Annotated in this window: 15 protein-coding genes, 1 pseudogene and 1 riboswitch; of the genes and pseudogenes, 8 read left to right on the plus strand and 8 right to left on the minus strand. The window is 71.2% G+C overall.

Translation table 11 applies throughout. The annotated features are described in order from the left end of the window. The first annotated feature begins 2 nt into the window (after positions 1 to 2). Positions 3 to 2,357: a glycoside hydrolase family 3 N-terminal domain-containing protein gene (locus tag ACWD4O_RS45360; RefSeq protein WP_451288947.1), complete on the plus strand. Its 2,355-nt coding sequence runs from the start codon at positions 3 to 5 to the stop codon at positions 2,355 to 2,357. A gap of 80 nt (positions 2,358 to 2,437) precedes the next feature. Here ACWD4O_RS45360 and ACWD4O_RS45365 read toward each other — a convergent pair whose 3' ends face one another. Together ACWD4O_RS45365 and ACWD4O_RS45370 are read right to left on the minus strand one after the other, a co-directional pair. Then, positions 2,438 to 4,573: an RICIN domain-containing protein gene (locus ACWD4O_RS45365; protein WP_451288948.1), complete on the minus strand. Its 2,136-nt coding sequence runs from the start codon at positions 4,571 to 4,573 to the stop codon at positions 2,438 to 2,440. Positions 4,574 to 4,725: 152 nt separating this feature from the next. Next, on the minus strand, positions 4,726 to 5,766 hold the full coding sequence (locus tag ACWD4O_RS45370) for a LacI family DNA-binding transcriptional regulator (protein ID WP_451288949.1): 1,041 nt from the start codon (positions 5,764 to 5,766) through the stop codon (positions 4,726 to 4,728). Positions 5,767 to 5,992: 226 nt separating this feature from the next. On the opposite strand from ACWD4O_RS45370, the gene ACWD4O_RS45375 reads away from it, so the two are divergent. Beyond that, positions 5,993 to 6,238, plus strand: coding sequence for a hypothetical protein (locus ACWD4O_RS45375; RefSeq protein WP_451288950.1), 246 nt, complete (start codon positions 5,993 to 5,995; stop codon positions 6,236 to 6,238). Between the two features lie 64 nt (positions 6,239 to 6,302). Here the strand turns inward: ACWD4O_RS45375 and metE are convergent, their stop codons facing one another. The 3 genes from metE to ACWD4O_RS45390 form a co-directional block, all read right to left on the minus strand. Then, the gene (gene metE, locus ACWD4O_RS45380) at positions 6,303 to 8,621 is read right to left on the minus strand and encodes a 5-methyltetrahydropteroyltriglutamate--homocysteine S-methyltransferase (RefSeq protein WP_451288951.1); all 2,319 of its coding nucleotides are present in this window, start codon (positions 8,619 to 8,621) and stop codon (positions 6,303 to 6,305) included. A gap of 167 nt (positions 8,622 to 8,788) precedes the next feature. Beyond that, positions 8,789 to 9,018: riboswitch (cobalamin riboswitch) on the minus strand. Positions 9,019 to 9,240: 222 nt separating this feature from the next. After that, complete coding sequence (locus ACWD4O_RS45385) at positions 9,241 to 9,837, minus strand: hypothetical protein (protein ID WP_451288952.1); 597 nt, start codon at positions 9,835 to 9,837, stop codon at positions 9,241 to 9,243. A gap of 247 nt (positions 9,838 to 10,084) precedes the next feature. Continuing rightward, positions 10,085 to 11,134, minus strand: a complete 1,050-nt coding sequence (locus tag ACWD4O_RS45390) for an amidohydrolase family protein (RefSeq protein WP_451288953.1) — start codon at positions 11,132 to 11,134, stop codon at positions 10,085 to 10,087. A gap of 332 nt (positions 11,135 to 11,466) precedes the next feature. On the opposite strand from ACWD4O_RS45390, the pseudogene ACWD4O_RS45395 reads away from it, so the two are divergent. The 4 genes and pseudogenes from ACWD4O_RS45395 to ACWD4O_RS45410 all read left to right on the plus strand — a co-directional run bounded on the left by ACWD4O_RS45395 (position 11,467) and on the right by ACWD4O_RS45410 (position 16,312). After that, positions 11,467 to 13,022: pseudogene (locus tag ACWD4O_RS45395) on the plus strand (bifunctional 3-(3-hydroxy-phenyl)propionate/3-hydroxycinnamic acid hydroxylase). An 8-nt stretch (positions 13,023 to 13,030) separates the two neighbouring features. Beyond that, on the plus strand, positions 13,031 to 13,924 hold the full coding sequence (locus ACWD4O_RS45400; RefSeq protein WP_451288954.1) for an alpha/beta fold hydrolase: 894 nt from the start codon (positions 13,031 to 13,033) through the stop codon (positions 13,922 to 13,924). Further along, positions 13,921 to 14,934, plus strand: a complete 1,014-nt coding sequence (locus ACWD4O_RS45405) for a VOC family protein (RefSeq protein WP_451288955.1) — start codon at positions 13,921 to 13,923, stop codon at positions 14,932 to 14,934. The genes ACWD4O_RS45400 and ACWD4O_RS45405 overlap by 4 nt, the downstream gene beginning before the upstream one ends. A 229-nt stretch (positions 14,935 to 15,163) precedes the next feature. After that, positions 15,164 to 16,312, plus strand: a complete 1,149-nt coding sequence (locus ACWD4O_RS45410) for a N(5)-(carboxyethyl)ornithine synthase (RefSeq protein ID WP_451288957.1) — start codon at positions 15,164 to 15,166, stop codon at positions 16,310 to 16,312. A gap of 281 nt (positions 16,313 to 16,593) precedes the next feature. Here the strand turns inward: ACWD4O_RS45410 and ACWD4O_RS45415 are convergent, their stop codons facing one another. Then, a complete protein-coding gene (locus tag ACWD4O_RS45415) occupies positions 16,594 to 17,217 on the minus strand; it encodes a DJ-1/PfpI family protein (protein ID WP_451288958.1) in 624 nt (207 codons plus the stop codon). A gap of 92 nt (positions 17,218 to 17,309) precedes the next feature. On the opposite strand from ACWD4O_RS45415, the gene ACWD4O_RS45420 reads away from it, so the two are divergent. After that, entirely contained in the window at positions 17,310 to 18,647 is a 1,338-nt protein-coding gene (locus tag ACWD4O_RS45420; RefSeq protein WP_451288959.1) for an aminotransferase-like domain-containing protein, read from the plus strand. A gap of 28 nt (positions 18,648 to 18,675) precedes the next feature. Here the strand turns inward: ACWD4O_RS45420 and ACWD4O_RS45425 are convergent, their stop codons facing one another. Continuing rightward, on the minus strand, positions 18,676 to 18,909 hold the full coding sequence (locus tag ACWD4O_RS45425) for a hypothetical protein (protein ID WP_451288960.1): 234 nt from the start codon (positions 18,907 to 18,909) through the stop codon (positions 18,676 to 18,678). Positions 18,910 to 19,148: 239 nt separating this feature from the next. Between ACWD4O_RS45425 and ACWD4O_RS45430 the strand changes: the two genes are divergently transcribed. Then, positions 19,149 to 21,083, plus strand: a complete 1,935-nt coding sequence (locus ACWD4O_RS45430) for a glycoside hydrolase family 9 protein (RefSeq protein ID WP_451288962.1) — start codon at positions 19,149 to 19,151, stop codon at positions 21,081 to 21,083. Positions 21,084 to 21,206: 123 nt separating this feature from the next. On the opposite strand, the gene ACWD4O_RS45435 is transcribed toward ACWD4O_RS45430, so the two are convergent. Beyond that, a complete protein-coding gene (locus ACWD4O_RS45435; protein ID WP_451288964.1) occupies positions 21,207 to 24,047 on the minus strand; it encodes an alpha-L-rhamnosidase-related protein in 2,841 nt (946 codons plus the stop codon). Between the last annotated feature and the right edge of the window lie 465 nt (positions 24,048 to 24,512).

The raw sequence follows: 24,512 nt of genomic DNA on the forward strand, positions 1-24,512 counted from the left end.
GAATGACGACCACCATGCCGGACCACGGCGGCATCCCCCAGCAGGAGGACGACCGGCCCTGGACCGACCCCACCCTGCCGACCCCCGACCGGGTCGAAGCCCTCCTCGCCGGCCTCACCCTCCCGGAGAAGGTCGCGCAGCTCAGCAGCGCCTGGGAGGACGTCGAACCGGCCGGCCCGGAAGTGGCGCCGGGCACCAGCATCTTCGACCGGGTCGGCGACCTCGCCGAGACCGCCCGGCACGGCCTGGGCCAGCTCACCCGCCCCTACGGCACCCTGCCCCGGCCCGCCCTGGAGCACTCCCGGGCCCTGGCCGAGCGCCAGCGGCAGATCGTCCGGCAGAGCAGGCTCGGCATCCCGGCCATGGCGCACGACGAGTGCCTGACCGGCTTCACCGCCTACGGCGCGACGATCTACCCCACCTCGCTCGGCATGGCGGCCACCTTCGACCCGGAGCTGATCCGTCGGGTCGGTGCGGCCATCGGCGCCGACATGGCCGAGGCCGGCGTCCACCAGGGACTCGCCCCGGTCGTCGACGTGATCCGCGACTACCGCTGGGGCCGCTGCGAGGAGACCTACGGCGAGGACCCGTACCTGGTCGGGGAGATGGGGGAGGCGTACGTCACCGGGCTGCAGAGCGCCGGCGTGTACGCCACCCTCAAGCACTTCGCCGGGTACTCCGCCTCCATGGGCGGCCGCAACCACGCCCCCGTGCATGCCGGCCGCCGCGAACTCCTCGACGTGATCCTGCCGCCCTTCGAGCGGCTCGTCGCCGCGGGTGTGCGCTCGGTGATGAACTCGTACGCCGAGATCGACGGCGAGGCGCCCGCCGCCAGCCGATGGCTGCTGACCGAAGTCCTGCGCGAGCAGTGGGGTTTCGAGGGCACCGTCGTCTCCGACTACTGGTCCCTGCCCTTCCTGGTGAGCGCCCACCGGGTCGCCGCCGACCTGCCCGGCGCGGGGGCACTCGCCCTGAGCGCCGGCCTGGACGTCGAACTGCCCGACCAGCGCGGCTTCGGTGACGCCCTCGTCCACGCCGTGCAACAGGGGCTGGTGGAAGAGGAGTCGGTCGACCGTGCCGTGCGCCGGGTGCTGCGGCAGAAGGTCGAGCTCGGGCTCCTGGACCCGGACTGGGACCCGCGGCCGCCCGCCCTCGTCGCGGGCGAACTCGACCTGGACAAGCCGGCGAGCCGCGAGCTGGCCCACGCCGTGGCGCAGTCGAGCGCCGTCCTGTTGTCGAACGACGGCACCCTGCCCCTTGCGACCACCGGCCGGATCGCGCTGATCGGCCCCTGCGCCGACGACGTACGCACCATGTTCGGCTGCTACAGCTTCCCCAACCACGTCCTGGCCGAGCGCGACGACCTCGGCAACGGCGTCGAGGCGATCTCCCTTCGCGGCGCGCTGATCGAGGAACTGCCCGCGGTCCACTGGGAGTTCGCCGAGGGATGCCCGATCCGCGACGTGGACCGCTCCGGCATCCCGGCCGCGGTGGCGGCCTGCACCGCCGCCGATCTCACGATCCTGGTCGTCGGCGACAAGGCGGGCATGTTCGGCATCGGCACCTCGGGCGAGGGCTGCGACGTGGAGGACCTGCGCCTTCCTGGCGTCCAGGAGGAGCTGATCGAGGCGGTGTCGGCGACCGGGAAGCCCGTCGTACTGGTCGTCAACAGCGGTCGGCCCTATGCCGTGGGCCGGTTCGCGTCCGCCGTCGCGGCCATGGTGCAGGTCTTTCTGCCGGGGGAGGAGGGCGGCCGCGCGGTGGCCCGACTCCTCTCCGGGCGGGCCAACTTCAGCGGCAAGCTTCCGGTGCAGATCCCCACCTCGCCGGGCGGGCAGCCGTACACCTACCTCCACCCGCCGCTCGGCGACCGACAGAGCTTTCTGTCCAACCTCGACCCCACGCCCGCGTTCCCGTTCGGGCACGGGCTGTCGTACACCGACTTCGAGATCGACGCGCTCGCCGTCGACCGCGAAGCGGTGCCGACGGACGGGGAGTTCACGGTCAGCGCGCGGGTGCGGAACACGGGGAGCGTCCCGGGCGCGGAGACCGTCCAGCTGTACGCCGTCGACCCGGTCGCGCAGGTGACCCGGCCGGTGCGCTTCCTGCTCGGCTTCGCCAAGGTGGCGCTCGCCCCCGGCGAGCGGGCGACGGTCCGCTTCCATGTCCACACCGACCGCCTGGCCTTCACCGGTCTGGACGGCCGCCGAGTCGTCGAACCCGGCGAGATCCTGCTCCACGCGGGCTCCTCCAGCCTGGACACGCCCGTACGGGACGCCGTCCGGCTGGTCGGCGAGGAGCGGGACGCGACGGTCCTACGGCACCACGGCGTGCCCGTGACCGTCGAGCGGGAGTGAGCCGCGGGAGACGGGCATGAGAAGGGCGGCGCCACCGGTGGATCCGGTGGCGCCGCCCTGCTGTCCGCCCTGGTCAGGAGCTAGCTTCGGCTCCACCGCTGGGTCGCGTTGCTCAGGCCGGTCCACAGCTGGACCTTCGAACCGTTGGCCGTGCCCCAGCCGGTCACATCGATGACCAGGCCGTTGGAGCGGTTGACGATGGTGCCGTCGACCCGGAAGGACCACTGCTGGCTGGTCTCTCCGTTGCAAACCCACAGGATCAACTTGGTGCCCGCGGTGGTGCCGTCCCCGTCGGCGGCCAGACACTTGCCGGAGACCCGCAGTTCGCCGGCCGTGGTCCGGGTGACGGTCTGGTTGGCGTTGCCCGAGCAGTCGTAGATCTGGACCTGGACGCCCGTCTGGCCGTTCGGGACGTCGAGGCAGCGCCCGGAGTACGCGCCCTTCAGAGTGAAGGTCGAGGCCGTGGGGAGCGGGTCCTGGACCAGCTGCCAGTCCTGCGAGCCGTCGGTGGTCGAGGCCGCCACGGTGACGGATCCGCCCGCGGTCGAACCGGTCATGTAGAGGCCGGTGTTGAGGACCGAGCGGAGCTTGTAGTAGCCGCTGGTCGAGGAGACCAGGGTCCACTGTTTGTCGGTGGCTCCGTCGTCGACCCACTGGGCCAGCTTCTGCCCGGCCGTGGCGCTGCCGGTCCAGATGGCGACTGCGCGGCCCCCGGCCTTGTTGAGCAGCGTCACGTTGGCGCCCTTGGCGGTCAGGTGCCAACGCTGGGTGTCGGCCGCGGAGTCCGCGCCCAGGACGAGATCGGGGGTGTTCCCGGTGAGGTTCGCGTCCTGCGTCTTGCCGGACGCGGTCGAGAGGACCTGGCCGGTCAGCCGGTTGACCAGGCGGTTGTAGCCGCCGTCGGACTGCCCGAGGTCGACCTCGGCGTACTTCACGGGGCCGACGCTGCCACCGCTCCAGGACGCCTGGAGGATGAGGACGCGTCCCGTGCCGTCGACGTACTGGAGGCCGCGGCTGTACCCGGACGCGATCGACGTCTGGTACTGCTTCCATGTGCCGGTGCTCAGACCGGACTCGTTCACCCAGACGCTGCCGCTGCCGGCGGCGTTGTAGACGATCCGGCCGTCCGGCATCGGCAGGAGGACCGGGCTGCCGCCGGTGGACAGCGTGCTCCCGCCCGAGGGCACGGGCAGCGCGGTGATCGCGGCGTCCGTGGCCGAGAAGAACTTCGTCGGGTCGTCGGAGATCCGGTAGCGGACGTTGGTGCCGCCGCCCCAGTACTCGTACGTCAGAAGCCACTTGCCGTCGGTCGTCGGGGCGATGGTGGTCATGCCCGGGCGGCCGCCGCCGATCTCCGTCTTGCCGCCGCCCATGTTCACCGTCGAGCCCGGGACGTCCACGACCGGGCTGCTCCAGGACGTGCCGCTGCTGCCGTCCCAGGTCCGGTGCAGGAGGACCTGACCGCCGGAGTCCGTGGCCGTGGCGTTGGCCGGGTCGAGGGTCGGGGCGCCGGTGGTGGTGTCGTAGCCGGTGTAGTCGCCCTCGTCGGAGTAGTAGGCGATCAGCTTGCCGTTGTGGGCGAGCAGGTGGGGTTCCCACACGGGGTCGACCTGGGCGGCGGTGTTGGCGGCCGAGACACGGCCGACGCTGCCCGCGCTGCCGCCCTGCCAGCCGCCGGCCGCGATGATGTTCTTGAAGCTCCAGGTCGCACCGCTGTCCGTACTGGCGTACAGGGCGAGCGCCACGTCCTTGCGGTCGCCGTCGGCGGACGGCGTCCAACTGGAGTCGGCGGCCTTCTGCTCCTGGTAGTAGTAGTCGTCGCCCGAGACGATGTCGGCGAGCAGCAGCGTGCCGGCGCTCAGCGAGCCGACGTCCTGCGGGAGGACGTAGAGATACGGGTTGGTCCAGTTGCTCGTGTACTTGGCGTACTGGGAGTCGCCGGACATATAGGCGGGGGCCTTGACGTCGGTGAGCTTCGACCAGGTCGTGCCGTCGTCGTCGCTCTTGTAGACCGGCATCGTCTGGCCCACCGGAGCGCTCTCGCTGTCCTCGAACGTGGCCACGATCCGGCCGTCCGGCAGCTGGGCCGACTTCGGGTAGAGCACGCAGGGACTCTTGTTGCACGCGGCGGTGTTGGTCGCCGTATACAGATTCGCGGTACTCGGCTGATATGCCGACGCGTTTGTCGCGGAGGCGACGGCGAATGCCGCGCCCATGCCGAAGGCCGTCGCCGAAGCGAAAGCCTTTCGCGCCCAGGATCTTCTCAACGGCGTTCCTTCGAAATGGAGGTGCGGGGAGGAAGCCAGTATTCGCAGGCGACACCGCACTGTCACCGCCACGTTGCGAAAGGATTTCGTGCGGCGGCGGGTTACGGAGTATTGACTCGGCGGCATACGGACGTCGAAGTCCGCAGGACGAGTTCCGTCGCCAGCTCGATGCGCGGCGACGCGGGCGGCCGGCCCTGGGCCAGATCCATCAGCACCCGGGTCGCCTCGCGCCCCAGCTCCTCGAACGGCTGGCGCACCGCGCTCAGCGGCGGGCAGGCCATCGCCGCGACCAGCGTGTCGTCGAACGACATGACCGACAGATCGTCCGGCACGGCCAGCCCCTGCTGACGGGCCGCCTCCAGCACACCGAGGGCCTGCGCGTCGCTGGCCGCGAACACGGCCGTGGGCGGGTCGTCCGCTCGCAGGATCTGCAGGCTCGCCGCGAGCGCCTCGGTGTAGTCGAAGTCCGTCGAGCGGACGAGCGCGGGGTCGTAGCCGATCCCCGCTTCCTCCAGCGCGGCCCGGTAACCGTGCACGCGCGCCGCCCCGGCCAGGGAGTGCGACCGGCCCGCGACCATGCCGATCCGGGTGTGCCCCAGTTCCAGCAGATGCTGGACGGCGTCCCGGGCCCCGCTCCAGTTCGTCACGCCGATGCTCGGGATGTCCTCGGACGGAGCGCTGAGCGGGTCGATCAGCACCACGGGCAGCCGCTGCTCGACGATCCGCCGCTGGTCGTCCTCGGCCAGCATCGAGATCACGATCACGATCCCCGCCGCGCCGAGCGCCACGCACTCCTCCAGCCACCCGGAGATCGACCGCCGGCTCGTCGTCCCGGTGACCACGTCGATGCCGAGCTCGCCGGCCGCGTCCACGATGCCCCGGGCGACCTCCAGCGTGTACGGACCGGACAGATCGCGGAAGACGACGATGATCTGCCGGGGCGTCGCGGGATCCCGTTCCCACGGGCGGACGTACCTGTACCGCGCCAGCAGTTCCTCGACCCGGTCCCGGGTCGCCGCGCCCACGTCCCGGCGCCGGTGCACCACCTTGGACACGGTGCTGAGCGAGACCCCCGCCTCGGCGGCGATGTTCGTCAGCAGACCGTGCTGCGCCTCCTGCCGTCCCTTGCCTCGACCTGTCACCCGATGCCCGTTCCGCTCGCCGGGCACCGATGCGCCGGACCGCACCGCGTACCTGGTCAGAGACTCGCCGCAAGGTAACGGGACCCGACACGGGGAGGCAAGACCGGAGCGCTCTGTTCAGTTGCCGCACAGGGCCTTGGCACCGGTGGGCCGTGCTGTCCTCCGCCCGGTCGGAGTCGAGGGCGACCGCCCGCGAGAGGGCATTGCGGCAGGCCAGGACGGCGGGATGTCCGCTGCGGCCGCGGCGTACGACGGTGAAGACGCGGCGTGCGCGCTGCCCGCGGGGAAGCTGCCGCAGCGGGACGGTCGGGTGCTTGCCGCTCCAGACGAGGTCGGGCAGGAAGGCGGCGGGCTCCATCACCCAGGGGCGGTCCGCGAGCGCGCCCACGCGGCGACCGAGTACGTCGGCCTCGCCTCGCTGGACCGCCTGACCGACATCCTCACCCGCACGATCGCCGACTTCTGCTCCTGAGCCCTCGGCCGGACCCGAGTGGGGGCCGGGGCGCTCGTGGCGCCCCGGCTCTCGGGACGGTCGGTCAGGACGCGGTCAGCTCGCCGCGGACCGTGCGGGCGGCGGCGACGAGGTTCTCCAGCGAGGTGCGGGTCTCGGGCCAGGCGCGGGTCTTCAGGCCGCAGTCGGGGTTGACCCACAGCCGTTCGGCGGGGATGGCCTCGAGGCCGGTGCGCAGCAGTTCGGCCGCCTCCTGCACGCTCGGGACGCGCGGGGAGTGGATGTCGTAGACGCCGGGGCCGGCCTCGCGGGGGTAGCCGTGGGCGGCGAGTTCGCGGGCGACCTGCATGTGGGAACGGGCGGCCTCCAGGCTGATGACGTCGGCGTCGAGGTCGTCGATGGCCTGGACGACGTCGCCGAACTCGGCGTAGCACATATGGGTGTGGATCTGGGTGTCCGGACGGACGCCGCTCGTCGTCAGCCGGAACGCCTCCGTCGCCCACGCGAGGTAGGCGGGGTGGTCGGAGGCGCGCAGCGGCAGCGTCTCGCGCAGGGCGGGCTCGTCGACCTGGATGACCGAAGTGCCCGCCGTCTCAAGGTCGTTCACCTCGTCGCGCAGGGCGAGGGCGACCTGGCGGGCGGTGTCGCCGAGGGGCTGGTCGTCGCGGACGAAGGACCAGGCGAGCATGGTGACCGGGCCGGTGAGCATGCCCTTGACCGGGCGTGGGGTGAGGGACTGGGCGTAGGTCGTCCAGCGCACGGTCATCGGCTCGGGGCGGGAGACGTCGCCCGCCAGGATCGGCGGGCGGACGTAGCGGGTGCCGTAGGACTGCACCCAGCCGTGCTGGGTGGCGAGGTAGCCGGTGAGCTGCTCGGCGAAGTACTGGACCATGTCGTTGCGTTCGGCCTCGCCGTGCACCAGGACGTCCAGGCCGGTCTTCTCCTGGAAGGCGATCACCTCCTGGATCTCGGCCCTGATCCGCTCCTCGTAGCCGGCCGTGTCGATCCGGCCGGCCCGCAGGTCCGCGCGGGCGGTGCGCAGTTCGCCGGTCTGCGGGAAGGAGCCGATGGTGGTGGTCGGCAGGAGCGGCAGGCCGAGGTGGGTGCGCTGGGCCGCGGCCCGTTCGGCGTAGGGCTGGGAGCGGCGGGCGTCAGCATCGGTGACGGCCTCGGCGCGGGCCCGGACGGCAGGGTCGTGGGTGACGGGGGAGTTCACGCGGGAGGCCAGATCGGACCGGTTCGCGGTCAGTTCCGCCGAGATGGAACCGGTGCCGTGGGTCAGCCCCTTGGCGAGGGTGACGATCTCGGCGGTCTTCTGCTTCGCGAAGGCGAGCCAGCGCAGGATCTGCGGGTCGACGTCCCGTTCGGCGGCCGTGTCGAGGGGGACGTGCAGCAGGGAGCAGGAGGCGGCCACGTCGACCCGGTCGGCCAGGCCGAGCAGGGTGCCGAGCAGGGCGAGGGATTTCGACAGGTCGTTGATCCAGATGTTGCGGCCGTTGACGACACCGGCGATCAGACGCTTGCCGGGCAGCCCGCCCACGGCTGCCAGCGCGTCGAGGTTGGCTGCGGCGGTGTCGGTGAAGTCCAGGGCGAGCCCTTCGACGGGAGCCTTGGCCAGGACGGGCAGGGCCTCGCCCAGCCGGTCGAAGTAGGAGGCGATCAGCAGCTTGGGCCGGTCGGTGAGGGCCCCGAGGTCGCGGCAGGCGCGGGCGGCGGCGTTGAGCTCGGCCGGGGTGCGGTCCTGGACGAGGGCGGGCTCGTCGAGTTGCACCCATTCCGCGCCCGCCGCCCGCAGGTCGGCGAGGACCTCGGCGTACACCGGGAGCAGACGGTCCAGCAGGGTCAGCGGGTCGAAGTCCGCCGCCACGCCGGGGGCAGGCTTGGCCAGCAGCAGATAGGTGACCGGGCCGACCAGGACGGGACGGGCGGTGAGCCCGAGGGCAAGGGCTTCGCCCAGCTCGGCGACCTGCTTGGTGGAGTCGGTCGTGAAGACCGTGTCCGGGCCCAACTCGGGGACGAGGTAGTGGTAGTTGGTGTCGAACCACTTGGTCATCTCCAGCGGCGCGACGTCCTGGGTACCGCGCGCCATGGCGAAGTAGCCGTCCAGGGCGTCCGCATCGACGGCCGCCCGGTGGCGGTCGGGGATCGCGCCGACCATGACGGTGGTGTCCAGGACGTGGTCGTAGTACGAGAAGTCGCCGGTGGGCGCCTCGTGGATGCCGGCCTCGGCGATCTGCCGCCAGTTGTCGGCACGCAGTTCGGCGGCGGCGGTCCGGAGGGCGTCGGCGGTGACGCGGCCCTTCCAGTAGCCCTCGATGGCTTTCTTCAGTTCCCGGTTCGGGCCCTGGCGGGGGTAGCCGTACACGGTGGCCCGTGCTGCCGCGGCTGCGGGCTTGGTGGTCACGGAGATCTCCTTCGCGAGATGAATCCCTGAGATCCCGGGGACGGGACGCGAGCGCGAAGGGGTGACGAACCGGACGGAGACCGACTGCGCAAGGTACGGCGCGGTCGTCCGCCTGGTAGGTACGCCGACCCGCCCACGAGGTCACCGGGATGTCCGCACACGAGTGGTTCGGGTGCGGGCAGTTGGCAGGTCTTCGGACTCGCGGGCACGTCTGTGTCGTACGAAGTCGTACGAGACACCTACTGGCCGTCGCTTCCCAGGCCCTGCGTGGACCCAGTGCGTATGACGGCGGTCGTTCCCGCTCACCGCTGCGGGGCAGTCCCGGATTCCCACCGGGTTCCCTCTTGCGACGCATCCCGCCTGGCGGACGGGGCGAACCAGCTGCACCAGCCACCGTACGGCGACCGTCAGGGATGCGGCCCGTGGTGTCCGGCATTCGGATGGTGGCGTGGGCCACATGGCGGACGCGTGTGGAACGGATCGGGGGAGGGAAACGCGCCCCCGCGTCTCCCTCCGCCCGGGTTGCCCGGCCCTGGTCGTACGGCCGACAGCAGTGAAGAACCGGGGCGACTCGCGGGCCGGAGCGGGGGCCGGGGCCGGGGGCGCGGACGCGTCGGCGTCACGCCTCCTGCGGGCTCGCCGCCAGGCGGACGGCGGCGTCGACCCGCGTGTCCAGCACCGGCGACGCGTCGGGCCAGCCTACGTACCGCACGCACAGCTCCTGGCGACCCGTCTCCACCGACACCACGCCCGGCGGCAGATCCAGTCGGCGTATCTCCCGGCGGTGCAGTCGGGTCGGCGGCCGCTCCTCGGTGAGGCGGACCAGGATCGCCGTGTACCAGCTGTTTCCGCCCTCGAGGCCGTCGTCGACGATGGAGCAGGCGATGCCCACCTCGACGCCGTCCCGGTGCACCACGGCCAGCACTTCGCCGCGGAAGAGCGGGCTCGCGGGGAGCTTCCACTGCTCCCCGTCGGTGGTGAGCGCGGCCAAGTCTGTTTCGCAACGCCCTCCGTTGCGGCCCGCCCAGGCGGTCAGCATCGCGCGGCTGCGCGCCTGCCGCTCCGCGTCACGCCGTACCTCGGCCAATGTCATGGCGGAGATCGCGACCCCGAGCACGACCGTGAAAGCCACCACGAGCAGGATCACCTGCCACGGGAATCCCCAGATGAGCCCGCCGACGAGGAGGAGCGCCGACCCGCCTCCTGCGATGGCCACACCCATGATGAGAGCTTCCCGCTCATCGTCCAAAAGGGGCATGTACCTCAGTAGACCACCGCTTGCCGCCAATTGCCCCACCCGGTCAGTAAAGTGGCCGTGACTCAGAGGTAGTTGACGAGTCGTCAGCTCGCGGAATCCGGAGAGACCGGCGGATCCTCGGCAACTCCGCCCGCCGCCGGTGGCGACGGCCGTCTGGGCATCGGCTGTCTCCGGGGGCATCGGGTGCGCGGCGGCGGTCGGGCTCTCAGTGGGTTCCGGGCTGGATGAGCTTGTAGAAGAGGCGGGCGCCGGCCCGTCGGGCGGACTGGCGCAGCCGCACGGGGAGCGGCCGGGCCGGCGCCGGCCCGGCCGGCTTCGTGGCCAGGCGGGGGAAGAGAGCTTCGGCGTTGGTGCGGTTGACGGCTGTCAGCGTGTGGGGGTCCACGCCGCTGTCCAGTCCGTTGGCGAAGTACTGGGAGGCAGGGGTGGGGGCGAAGGGCCAGTCGCTGCCGAACAGGACGTGTCCGGGGCGGGTGAAGGCGAGCAGGGTGGGCAGGGCGGCGGGGCTGGCGGAGAGAGCGGTGTCGTAGTAGAAGTCGCGCAGGTCGTCCAGGGTGTCGAGGGGGCTGCGTCCGGTGTCGGCGGCGATGGCGACGGCCATGCGGTGCGAGGCGTAAGGGACGAAGCCGCCGGCGTGGCTGAGGACGAAGCGGATGTTCGGGTGGCGGCGCGGGATGCCGTTGCGGACCAGGAGGTAGGCGGCGCGGGTGGTGTCGAGGAGGAAGTCGGCGGCGAACGGGGGGATTCCGTCGACGGCGGGTGCGGGGAGTTCGGCGGGGTGGACGAAGACGACGGCGCCGTGCTCGTCGAGCACGCGCCACAGTGAGTCCTGGCCCTCGGCGCCCAGGTAGGCGCCCTGGTTGTTGGCGAGCAGGGTGACCCCGTCCGCCCCGAGCCGGGCGAGGGCCCGCTCCGCCTCCTGCGCCGACGCGTCGATGTCGGGCATGGGCAGTGTGGCGAACCACCCGAAGCGGTCGGGGTGTTCGGCGGCGACGGACGCCGAGTGGTCGTTGAGTCGTTGGGCCAGGTCGGCGGCCTCGCCGGGGTGGGTGAGGAAGCCGGTGCCCGGGGTGGAGACGGAGAGGATCGCCGTCTCGGCCCGCAGCAGGTCCATCAGCTCCAGGGCGGCCTCGGGGCTCCAGTCGGGCAGGGCGCGGCCGCCCGCCTCGGCGATGCCTGCTTTGGCGAGGGCGTCGCGGTAGAAGGACGGGATGACGTGCTGATGGACGTCGATCCGGCGGGGTGCGGTGGTCATGAGGAGGTCTCTCGGCTTTCTGGGGTGAGCAGGTCGAGGCGACGTCGATCCAGTCTTTCCGGCCGCAGGCCACGCCGCGTGCCGACGGGCTCGACGAGTGGCCTCGGATGCGGGTGTGGATGCGGCGCACCCGCGCCGACTCTTGACCGTCTCCGCCGGCCGGATTAGCGTAGCGAACATTCCAATTGTAGTAAACGCTACAACAATGAGCCGATGGAAGACAGCGAGGTGGCCTGGTGAGCCATGTCAGCGCCAAGGAAAGAGCCAAGGAAAGAGCCGAGGTCGGAGCTGAGGTCGGAGCCGCGGACTGCGGCGGGGGCACTGCGTACGACGTGGCGGTGATCGGGTACGGGCCCACCGGCGTGACCGCGGCGAACCTGCTGGGAGCGCTGGGACTGAGGGTGCTCGTGCTGGAGCGCGACGCGGAGATCTACTCCCGGGCGCGGGCCATCTCCACCGACGAGGAGGTCATCCGGATCTGGCAGCGGATCGGGCTGGCGGACCGGCTTAAGGAGGACATGCTGGCCGAGCGGCCGCTGGACTTCGTCGACGCGCGCGGCCGCACCTTCCTCAGCGCCTGCCCCTCGCCGCGCGGACACGGCCACCCGCCGCAGATGTTCCTCTACCAGCCCGCGCTGGAGCAGGTCCTGCGCGACGGCGTCGACCGCTATCCCGGCGTCGAGATCCTGCTGCGGCACGAGTGCCTGCGGCTGCGCCAGGACGCCGACGGGGTGGAGCTGACGGTGGTCGGGACCGCCGACGACTCCGTACGGCGGGTGCGCGCGAAGTACGTGATCGCGGCCGACGGCGGCTCGAGTCTCACCCGCGCCCAGCTGAACGTGGGCTACGAGGGACGGACGTACGAGGACCGCTGGGTGGTCGTCGACACCGAGATGCTCAAGCCCTGGCCGGACCACGACCGGCTGCGCTTCCGCTGCGACCCCGCCCGCCCCGCGGTCGACTGCCCGACCCCCCTCGGCCACCACCGCTGGGAGTTCCCGATCCTGCCCGGCGACGACGAGGAGCACCTGACCACCGACGACGCGATCCATGCCATGGTGGCCAGGTACGGGATCGGCCGGGACCAGATCAAGATCCTGCGGGCCACCGTCTACAGCCACCACGTCCGCTTCGCCGCCCGCTTCCGCGTCGGCAGGGTCTTCCTCGCGGGCGACGCGGCCCACGCCATGCCGCCGTGGATCGGTCAGGGCATGGCCGCCGGGGTGCGGGACACGGCCAACCTCTGCTGGAAGCTCGCCGCCGTGCTGCGCGGCGAACTGCCCGAGACCGCGTCCTCGACTCCTACGAGGCCGAACGCAAGCCGCACGTCAAGGAGATCACCCGGCGGGCCGTGTTCACGGGGAAGATCATCACCGAACGGCGGCTGCCCCTCGCCCGTGCCCGGGACACCGTGCTGCACGCCGTCCGCCGCATGTCCGCCGTCAGCGGCCGGCTGGTGGACGCGCACTGGATACCGGTCGCCCGCTACGCCGAGGGATTTCTGGCCCGCCCGCGCACGAAGGCCTCCGGACGCCAGATCCCCCAGCCCTGGGTCACCGGCCCCGACGGCGGGCGGGTACGGCTGGACGATGTGCTCGGCGGTCGCTGGCTGCTCCTGCACGGAGGCCTGCCCGCCGCGCAGTCCCCGTGGGACCGCTGCGGCACCCCCTCGCTGACCGTCCTGCCCGCAGGCTCCCGCCCGGCCGAGGGCGCGATCGTCGACAGCGACGGCGTGCTGCTCGCCTGGATGACACAGCACCGCGTGGCCACGCTCGCCCTGCGCCCGGACGCCTATGTCTACGCCGCCGCTCCCCAGGGCGCCCCACTCCCGCCGCCCCCGGCCGGTTTCGCACCGGCATCGCAAGCCATCGCCTCGACCGTGAGCTGAGGAACGCCATGACCACGCACACCGCACCGCCGCCCATGCAGGAGTCCCTGCTCGACGTCGCGGGCAAGAAGATCTTCGTCGCGGAGACCGGTGGGACCGGTGACCCGACCGGTGACGGCCTGCCCGTCCTGCTGCTGCACGGCGGCGGCCCCGGCGCCTCCGGCGTCTCCAACTACTTCCGCAACATCGCCGAGCTGGCCAAGGCCCATCGGGTCATCGTCCCCGACCTGCCCGGCTACGGTCGCAGCACCAAGGGCATGGACGGCGCCGACCCCTTCGGGTACCTCGCCGACCTCATCCGCGGCCTGCTCGACGAACTCGGCCTGGAGAAGGCCCACTTGGTCGGCAACTCCTACGGCGGCGCCTGCGCCCTGCGCCTCGCCCTGGACACCCCCGACCGGGTCGGGCGGATGGTTCTCATGGGCCCCGGCGGCATCGGCACCACCCGCGCACTGCCCACCCCCGGCCTCAACAGCCTGCTCAACTACTACTCCGGGGACGGGCCTTCGCGCCTCAAACTGGAGAAGTTCATCCGCAACCACCTCGTCTTCAACGCCGCCGACGTGCCCGACGCCGTCATCGACGCGCGCTATGCGGCCAGCATCGATCCCGAGGTGATCGCGGCTCCGCCGCTGCGCCGCCCCTCCGGCCCGAACGCGCTGCGCACGCTGTGGAAGATGGACTTCACCCGCGACGACCGGCTGTCCCGGCTGCCCGTGCCGACGCTGGTGCTGTGGGGCGCGGCGGACAAGGTCAACCGTCCGTCCGGCGGCCGCATGCTGGCCGACCGTATGCCCGACTGCGATCTCTACGAGGTCGCCAACACCGGGCACTGGGTGCAGTTCGAGCGCGCCGAGCTGTTCAACCGGCTGTGCGCCGCCTTCCTGGCAGGCCGCCGATGAACGCTGCCCCGGGAGCATCCGTCTTCGGCGCAGTCCACCTGGGTTACACGGTCATCGAGAGCAACCGTTTCGCCGACTGGCGTCGCTTCGGCACCGACGCCATCGGCATGCATCGCGACGACCTCGACACGGACGTCATGCGGTTCCGCCTCGACGATCAGGAATGCCGCTTCCTGCTGCGGCGCGGACCGGCCGAGGACGTCGTCGCCCTCGGCTGGCACATCGACGACCACACCACCTTCGAACGCATAGAGCACCGCATACGCGCCCACGGCGTGCCGCTCGTCGAAGGCACCGAGGAGGAGGCGGAGCTGCGCGGCGTCGAACGCCTGCTGCGCTTTCCCGGCCCCAAGGGCATCACCCAGGAGATCTACACCACGCCCGTCACCTCGTCCGAACCGCTGCGCATGCTCGCGTCCGGCTGGGTCACCGGCGACGCGGGCATGGGCCATGTCGCCATCACCTCCGCCAAGCCCGCCTTGATGCGCGGTTACTTCAACACGGTCTTCGACGCCCGTCTGACGGACTACATCGACGAGACCATCAACGGAGTCAAGCTCAAGATCCGCTTCCTGCGGGTCAACGAACGCCACCACTCCATCGCGATCGCCGCCGTCCGAGGCCTGCCGATCGACCCGGTCCGCACGCGAGTCCAGCACCTCAACATCCAGGCCGCCTCGCTCGACGACCTGGCCCGCAGCTACGAGCGGGTGCACGAACTCGGCTTCGACATGGCCCTCTCCATCGGCCGGCACACCAACGACAAGGAACTCTCCTACTACGCCCGCACCCCCTCGGGCTTCGAGTGGGAGGTCGGCTGGAACCCGATCGTCATCGACGAGACCACCTGGCAGCCCTCCACCCACCAGGGCATCAGCACATGGGGCCACCTGCCCGTCGGCCAGAGCATCGTCGACAGACTCGACCAGTTCCGCCTCGGCGCCCGCTCCCTCGCCCGCCCGGAGAAGACGGTGCCCGCCCTCAGCGGCGCCGGCATCGCCGACGGCTGACGACCCCGGCCGGAACCGGATTGCCGAAGGGCGTACGCCGGAGCGATGTGCCGTGTGCGGGCTGCTTCCGAAGTCGGTGGATCATGGTCCGCCTCGCCGCCCTTGAACTGGACGGGAGTAGGGTGGCGGTACCGAGCGCACTTCGCACGCCGTCATCCGTTTCGGCGTCGCCCTCGGGGAACGGCAATGCCGGAGCGCATCGCGTCCGGTCGGAAATGAGCCGCCCCACATGAGTCTGATGAGTCTCGGAGTACTCGCCTCCTCCCGCAAGGAGAACGAGTTCCGCCTGCCGCTGCACCCGCGCCACCTCGACCGGATCGCCCCGGACATACGGGCGAGGATCTTCCTCGAACAGGGCTACGGCCGACGCTTCGGCGTCGCCGACGACGCACTGCGACCACTGGTGGCGGGCCTGCGCTCCCGCGAGCAGCTCATCGCCGAGTGCGACGTCATGCTGCTGCCCAAGCCGATGCACGACGACGTCGTCGAGCTGCGCGAGGGCCAGGTGCTGTGGGGCTGGCCGCACTGCGTGCAGGACGAGAAGATGACCCAGATCGCCATCGACCGGCGGCTGACCCTGGTCGCCTGGGAGGCCATGAACCACTGGACCTCCACGGGCGCCTTCAGCGTTCATGTGTTCCACAAGAACAACGAGCTCGCCGGCTACTGCTCGGTGCTGCACGCCCTCCAGCTCGGCGGGCTGACCGGCCACTACGGGCGCCGCCTGCGCGCGGCGGTCATCAGCTTCGGCGCCACGGCGCGCGGAGCGGTCACGGGCCTGGGCGCCATGGGGGTCACCGATGTCACGGTGCTCACCCAGCGGGCCGCCGCGGCGGTGGCCTCGCCGATGCCCTCGGTGGTCATGGGGCACTTCGAGGAGCAGGAGGACGATCCGTCGCGTCTGCGGGCCGTCACCGCGGCCGGGTCCATGCCGCTGGCGGAGTATCTGGCCGGGTTCGACATCATCGTGAACTGCGTCCTGCAGGACACCGACGCCCCGCTCATGTTCGTCACCGACGAGGACCTCGCCCTGTTCCGGCCGGGGACCTTCTTCATCGACGTCGCCTGCGACGAGGGCATGGGCTTCGGCTGGGCCCGCCCGACCACCTTCGGTGAGCCCATGTTCGAGGTGGGGCCGGGCTGCCACTACTACTCGGTGGACCACAGCCCGTCCCACCTGTGGAACTCCGCCACCTGGGAGATCAGCGAGGCGCTCCTTCCCTATCTGCGCAAGGTCATGAGCGGTCCCGTGGCATGGGACCGCGACGTCACGGTCAAGAAGGCCATCGAGATCCGCGACGGCGTCGTCCAGAACCCGAAGATCCTCTCCTTCCAGCACCGGGAATCCGCCTACCCCCACCCGCCTGCCCGAGCGTGACCCCCCAGGGCTCCTGGCGACGATGACCCCACGGGGCCGCCCACCGGCGGCCCCGATCCCACGTCAAGCCGTCGTGACGCACCGATCAGCCGTCCCCCTGTCGCAACCCCGACCGCGGCTGCCAGCCGAGTGAGGGTGCGCGGAGTGTGCGCCCTCAGGCCCTATCCGGATGCCGACGGTGAAGCCGCCGTCCGCCGCCCGGTCGAGCGCCCCGGCCTCGACGAGCTCACTCCGTCGCCTGCTGCTCGTCGGCGCCGCCCGAAGAGCCTGCGACCGGTGGTTCAGGCGAGCGCCGGTGCCGGAGCGGGCAGGTAGGGGGTGATGTTGCGCCAGGCGCGCTCGATGTACTCCTCCTTCTCGCCGACCGGGGCGACATAGTGCAGCGCGCTCTCGGCGGCGTCGTGGCCCTCGAGGCGGGCGATGATCCAGGCGGCGAGGTAGTGCGAGGCCAGGCAGCCGCCGGCGGTGGCGATGTTGTCCTCGGCGTAGAAGGGCTGGTCGAGCACCTCGACGCCGGCCGCGACGACCCAGGGCTTGGTGATCAGGTCGGTGCAGGCGGGGATGCCGCCCAGCAGGCCGAGCCTGGCCAGCACGAGCGCGCCGGAGCACTGCGCCGCGATGAGCTGGCGTGAGGGGTCCAGGCGGCCCAGGACGTCCATGATCGCCGGGTCTTCGACGACCTCGCGGGTGGCGATGCCACTGCCGACGATGACGGCGTCGGCGGCGCAGGCTTCCTCAAGGGTGGACATCTGCTCGATGACCACCCCGTTCATCGACGTCACCTTGGGGGCGGGGGTGGAGATGGTGACGCGCCAGTCGTCGGTCTTGATGCGGTTGAGCACACCGAGCGCGATCAGGGAGTCGAGCTCGTTGTAGCCCTCGAAGGTGAGGATGGCGATGTGCACGGCGGCTGTCCTTCCGGGTGGACGGGTGGTCCTCGACGGTAAGGACCCGCGAACAGGACAGTCAAAGAATTGTCATGCATACAATTCGGTGCATGGCAGCCTCGCGGTACAAAGCGCTGGTCGACGCGCTCGCATCCGACATCCGGACCGGTCGGCTCACCGCAGGCATGCGGCTGCCGACCCACCGCGGGCTCGCCGCCCGTGAGGGCATCGCCGTGGTGACCGCGACCCGGGTGTACGCCGAGTTGGAGACGATGGGTCTGGTGAGCCGGGAACAGGGCCGCGGCACGTTCGTGCGTGACATCGCGGTTCCCGCCGGTCACGGCATCGATCAGCAGTTCGTCGCCACGGATGCGGTCGACCTCAGCTTCAACTCTCCGTCGCTGCCCGGGCAGGCCGATCTCCTTCGCCAGGCCCTGCGGGAGGTGGCCACCTCCGGCGACCTCGACTCGTTGCTGCGCTACCAGCCACACCGAGGGCGTCCCCAGGACAGAGCGACGATCGCACGGCACCTGAGGCGTCGGGGAATCACCACCGACGCGGATCGGATCCTCATCGTCAACGGTGCGCAGCACGGCCTGGCCATCACCGTCATGGCCGCGCTCGACGCCGGCGACGTCGTCGCGGTCGACGCACTCACCTACCCGGGTTTCAAGGTGCTCGCGCATGCCTGCCGTCTCGACCTGGAGCCCATCCCCGTAACCGCCGACGGGCCGGATCTCGATGCCCTGGAGAGGCTGTGCGCGGCCCGTCCCGTGCGCGCGATCTACACCATGCCCACCCTGCACAACCCGCTGGGCTGGGTCATGCCGGCAGCCGACCGGACCCGCCTGATCGAGATCGCCCGACAGCACGGCCCGCTCCTCGTCGAAGACGCCTCCTACGCCTACCTGGTGGAGAACCCGCCACCGCCGCTGGCCGCGACCGCGCCGGACATCACCGTCTACGTCTCGGGACTCTCCAAGAGCGTCGCCACCGGCCTCCGGGTCGGCTTCGTCGTCGCCCCGCCCTCTGCGGTGCCGTCGCTCGAACGCGCGATTCGGGCGACCACCTGGAACACCCCGGCCCTCACCACCGCGATCGCCTGCCGCTGGCTCGAGGACGGCACGGTGGACGACTTGGAAGCGCAGAAACGAGAGGACGCCAAGGCCCGCCAAGCACTCGCCAGGCAGGAGCTGGCAGGCCTGCCGCTCATCGGCCACCCCTCGTCCTACTTCACCTGGCTGCCGCTGCCCGACGACGCCCGCGCCGATCGCCTGACCGCAACCCTCGCGCGCCGGCACATCTCGGTGACCACGGCCGAGCCGTTCACCACCTCGATGCACACACCGCAGGCGATCCGCCTCGCTCTGGGCTCGACCGACCTGGACAGTCTCCGGTCGACGCTGCGCACGGTACGACGAGTCGCCGTCGAGGACGCCTACGCCTGAACGCCCCTCGAATCACCGACACGGTCCGTCAGACGGCGGGTTCGGCGTTGAGGGCGCGCCCGGCGGGGCTGCGGGTGTGAGCCCACGCGGGCAGGGCGGTCAGCGCTCCGACGACCGTCAGGATGGCGAGTACGGCGGTGAGCAGCGCGGTGACCATGATGGCGGTGGCGGCCGTGCCCGCCGAGGCCAGGGCGGCGCGGCCGGGTCGACGGGCGAGCAGCCGGACGCCGAGCAGCACAGACGTGGGCAGACAGGCCGTCATGGCGTTCAGCCGCGGGGCGGTGCGTCAGTGGGTGCGCCGGGTCGGCCAGGGTGTCGACGGTGCTGGTACGGGCGCCCGTAGGACGGGACCGAGGCCACCCTCCTCTGCGACCCCCAATAGATAGCGGTTAACCAAAAGGGCGTCAAACCGGCCCGGCACCCCTCCACGGCCGGGCCGCCTCGGCTGGATCCGGCCCACGCCGTGGCCGCATCGCATGAGTGCCCTGGCACCGTGTGCACATGAACTCTCCGCGCAAAGCCCGACTGCTGGTCGGCATCGCTGCGGGCCTCGGCGCCCTGCTCCTCGCCGTATGCCTGCACGGCCTGCTCCACGACGGCGACACTGCGTCTGCCTCCACCGAGGCGGTCATCCGGGTCGACCAGGTCGGCTATGTACGCGGCGAAGCGAAGCAGGCCTACGTCATGGGCTCCCCGGCGGCACTCGCGGGAGCGCGCTTCAAGGTCGTCGACGCCAAGAACAAGGTCGTCTCGACGGGGAGACTCGGGGCCACCACCGGCCGCTGGAACGCCAAGTACCCCGCAGTGCGTACCGCTGACCTCACAGCGCTGAACACCCCCGGCACCTACCGCATCCTCCTCACCGGGACCGCGGCCGGTCGCTCTCCTGCCTTCCGGATCGCCGACGCCGACGAGCTGATGACCCCGCTCGTCCGGGACAACGTGCGCTTCCTGCAAGCGCAGCGCGACGGAGCCGACGTGCTGCCCGGTGCCTTGCAGCACGGGCCTTCTCATCTGGCCGACAAGGACGCGACGGTCTACGCCGCCCCGGAATACGACGAGGAGGGCACCGAACTCCTCGACGAGCAGCTGACCCCGACCGGCGACCGGGTCGACGTCTCCGGAGGCTGGTTCGACGCGGGGGACTTCCTCAAGTTCACCGGCACCACCTCCTACTCGGTCGCTGAACTCCTGCTCGCCCAGCGCGACCTGCCGGACATGGCGGAACTGTCCGCCGAGGCCACGCACGGGCTGGACTGGCTGGACAAGATGTGGGACGAGGACCGCGAGACCCTCTACGTCCAGGTCGGCATCGGCGTGGGAAGTGACGCCGTACGGACGGATCACGACGTGTGGCGGCTCCCGGAGGCCGACGACCGCCTCGATGTGTCTCCCGGCGACCCGGACTACACGATCAAGCACCGGCCGGTGTTCCGCGCGGCCGACCCGGGCGAGCCGATCAGCCCCAACCTGGCGGGCCGGGTGGCCGCGGCCTTCGCCCTCGCCGCACAGCGTGCGGCCGACACGGACCCGGAGGAGGCCCAGGCCTGGCTGGACAAGGCCGCCGCCGTCTACGACCTGGCCGACCCCGAGCCCGACCCCGACGAACCGCTCCTCACCGCGTTCCCCGACGCCTTCTATCCCGAGGACTCCTGGCAGGACGACATGGAGTTCGGCGGTGCGGAACTGGCCTTGGCCGCACGGGAACTCGGGGACGACAGGGAGGGCGACTGGGCGGACGCCGCGGCCGGATGGGCCGGTGCCTATCTGGACTCCGACGTCCAGGGCACCCTTGGCGTCGCGGACGTCAGCGCCCTGGCCCACACTGACCTGGCCACCGTCCTGAACGGTACCCGGGCGAACGGCATCGGGGCCGAGGAACTGTACGAGGACCTGCGCCGCCAGTTGGAGGACGGAGTCACCCGCGCCGGGAACGACCCATTCCGTGCCGGCGCTGTCTACGACGACTTCGACGCCGTACCGCACACCTTCGGGCTGGTGGCCACCGCCCGCCTCTACGCCAAGGCGACCGGGGACACCCGCTACGCGGCCTTCGCCGGCCGGCAGCGAGGCTGGGCCCTCGGCTCCAACCCCTGGGGAACCAGCTTCGTGATCGGCGCGGGTGAGGTCTACCCGCACTGCCCGGAACACCAGCTGGCCAACCTCAGGGGCAGCGACGACGGGAAGGGCGCCATCCTGCGGGGCGCCGTGGTCAACGGCCCCAACGCCGCCTCGAAGCTGGAGGAGTTGAACGGCTTCCCGACCATGAAGAAGTGCACGGCCGCCCCGCCGTCAGGAGCCTGGACCGACTTCGACGGCAAGGGGTCGCGGTACGTCGACGACGTGGGCGCCTGGCAGACCGTGGAGCCCGCGCTGGACTTCACGACGACGGCAATGCTGGCGTTCGCGTTGACGGCACAGACCGAGGACGAGTAGCCCGTCGGACGGGGAGCTGCTCGTCGGCACCTGGACCCATGGTCCGTCGCTCTGACACGCGACGTGCTGTGACGGCTTGCGCGATCGGGCGGGGGACAGCGCCGTCCACCGCCCCGGCGCTTCTCAGGACGTGAGGTAGCAGGCCTTGCTCACGCCGGGCAGGGGATCGGTGCCGAACGCCGCCGTCGTGCAGTCGGTGCCGCCGGTGAACGACCTGTAGAGGAAGCGGCCCCGTGCGCCGTAGGCGACGGTCCGCTGTCCGCCGAAGGCGCATGTGCCGCCTTCGGCGGAGCAGACGGTGGCATAGCCGGCCGGGCCGCCGACGGCGGTGTAGCAGGCCTTCGACTCGCCGGGGATCGGGTCGCCGAACGTGGCGTCGGTGCAAGGGGTGTCGCCGGTGGCCGTGACCGTGGCGAACGCGCCGAAGGCGCCGTACATCACCGGCTGTCCGACGACGGCTGGGCAAGTGCCGTACTGGTCCGCGCACTTGGTCCAGCCGCCGGGCGGGCCTCCGGCGGGCGGCAGGTAGCAGGACTTGGCGACCCCGTCGACGGGGTCGCCGAAGTGGGCGTTGGTACAGGCGACGGAGCCCTTGGCGACCTGGTGGGCGAAGTTGCCGTTGGCCCCGTAGGCGACATCACGGTTGTAGCCGGGCACGGCGCAGGTGCCGCCCTCGGCCGCGCAGACCGTGTATCCGGGCGGGCCGCCCGCGTCGGCGACGTAGCAGGACTTGACCAGGTCCGCCGCCGGATCGCCGCCGAAGGAGGCGTTGGTGCAGGCGGTGCTGCCGGTCACGGTCTTGTACCTGTACGTCCCGGCCCCGTAGGCCACGGCACGGGTGCCGCTGAAGGAGCAGGTGCCGCCCTCGCCCGCGCACCGGGTGAAGCCCGCCCGCAGGGCGCCGGTACCGGGTTCGGCGGGTGCCGGGGGATTGCCCAGTCCGCTTGCGGTCACGTCGTAGCTGCCCGGGGCGACGCCGGTCAGGTAGACGTAGGTGTCGTCCTGGCTCGCTCCGGTGATGCCGGAGGTCGGTGTGAAGGTGCCGTTGTTCCAGACGGCGTTGCCGTTCACGGACACCGAGATGTCGGAGCCGCCCAGCTTCGGGACGCCGATACGGCCGGTGGTGCCGGACGGGCTGGTGAGCTGAGCCGCGTAGGTGCCGGCGGCGGGGCTGCGGGACCAGGAGGCGTTGATCGCACCCTGGGGCATGGTGATGCGGCCCTCGGCGCTGGTCAGGTCGCCCGGGTGAGGGACGAAGCGGTACGCGCCGGTCGCCGACTCCGGTGCGGTGCCGAGCACGTCGAAGGTGAGCGTGGAGGTGGGCGCGGTGGACCAGCCGTGGGCCAGGCTCATGAAGGAACCGCCGTAGGCGAGGCCGCCGTCCGCCTTGACGCCCTCCCAGAAGGTGCTCCTGGTGCCGATGTCGCTGCCCAGCATGTGGCCCCAGGTGCGGCGGATCTGTGCGAGGGCGCCGTGGTCGTCATGGGCGGTGAAGCGGGCGTTCAGCTCCATGCCGCCGGCGAAGGGCGACACATTGCTGCCCCATTCGGGAGTGGTGGGGCCGTAGATGCCCCAGTTGTTGCCGAGCCCCGCGACGATGCTCCTCGACTTGGCCGCGGAGTCGGTCAACCCGTACCAGACCGCGAGGGAGTTGCCGTCCTGCGGGTACAGGCCGCTGGTCGGGTTGTCCTTGTACATGCCCTTCGAGGCGTCCCACAGGCGGGAGTTGGCCGCTGCCTTGACGGCGGCCGCCCTTTCGGCCCAGCTCGCGGCGAGTGTGTTGTCGCCCTTGACCGTGGCCAGCGTGACCCCGCCCTTGAGCGCGGCGTACAGCAGCGCGTTGGCGGAGATGTTCTCGCCGCCCTGACCGACCCGGGCCCAGTCCTGGGTGCGGGTCACGTCGAGCAGATCGTTGCCGTCGATCTTGTCGATGATGAAGGCCATCCCGCGCTTGTAGTCGGCCCACGCGGAGTCCAGCCACGCCCGGTCGGCCGTGTAGGTGTAGTACGTGGCCGTGCCCAGCAGCGTCCACGTGTGGTAGGTGTCCGAGCCGGTGAGGTTGAACGGCGGTCCCGACCAGGGGATTTCACCCTCCGCCGACTGTGCTTCGTACATCGTGGTGAGCGCGTTGCGCGTCGAGGTGAGGTCGCCTGAGTACGCGTACTGCGTCGGTACGGCGATGCCCAGGTCGCCGGGCCACACCGTACGGTCGCGCTTGGCCCCGTCGACCAGGACGGAGTCGCCGACGCCCACGGTCGCGCCGTTGTCCCACTCCGAGGCCGGCGGGGGCCAGGCGCGGCCCTGGTCGGAGGCGATCGTGTTGAGCTGCACGGTGTACGCCCCCGCGTACCAGATGCGGTTGAGCAGGTCGTCGTTGGAGTGGAAGTAGTTGGCGTAGTCGGCCGGGTTGGCCTTCCCCGGCGCCGCGGTGAAGTCGAGGCTGACGCCCTTGAGGTCCACCCAGCCCGAGGTGTCGAGGAAGACGGTGAGGTAGCGGAAGCCGCCGCGCTGTCTCGCGGTGGGCATCGTGTAGGTGCCGTCGGCGGAGGCCGTGGCGTAGAGGGCGCCGTCCTCGCCGTCGCGGCCGCTGCTGCGGTCGCTGTTGTTGCCCACGTACAGGGACGACTCGCTGAAGGCCAGGCCGACCCGTTGGCCGCTGCCGCTGGTGCTGCCGAAGGACAACGTTGCCAGGCCGCCGACCTCCTTGCCGAAGTCGAGGGTGATGGCCGACTGCGCGCCGGAGATCCGCGTCGGCTGCCCGCTGAGGACGTTCTGCGGGTCTGTGACGCTGCCGGATGTTCGGTGGACGGCGGTCGGCTCGAGGGTGCGGGAGGTCGGCGAGTAGTTCAGGGGGTCGAGGGCCGCCTTGCCGACGCCCGTCGGCGCCGTCGAGGCCTCCGCGGATGCGGACGGCGCGGGACCTGCGGCCAGCACGGTCGCCGCGACCACGGCGAGGCTGAGCAAGTGGTACCGACCTGGCGATCTGCTCAGCGAGGAGCGACGACGCATGGAAACCTCCCGGGGCAGGTGCGGGAACACGGCAAACACGGAAGCGCAATGTCTGGAACACGGTGTCTGAAACGCAACTTCTGAAACGATTCAAAACATGCTCTGCGAGGCCCGATGACCGATCGGACAGCGGGATGTGCGAGGAGCCTCGCCGAAGTTCCACCGATGATGGGTGCGCGAAATCGGGGTGTCAACCCGTCGCGGTCACTGTGAACTTCCGTGCGGCAAAGTCCTGTTGGGGGCATTGACAGGACCCGGTCGAGCCGGTGCACTCCCTCCGGACCGGCACCCGGACCCTGTCCCCGGACGTGCCGAAGGGTGGCGCCACCGGCTTGGCTAGAAGACCTGGCCCTCGCGCAGCAGTTCACGGCGGATGGCGGCACCGATCTGCTTCTGCTCGTAGGGGCCGACGAAGGTGAG

It is taken from the genome of Streptomyces sp. NPDC002623 (assembly GCF_053592635.1).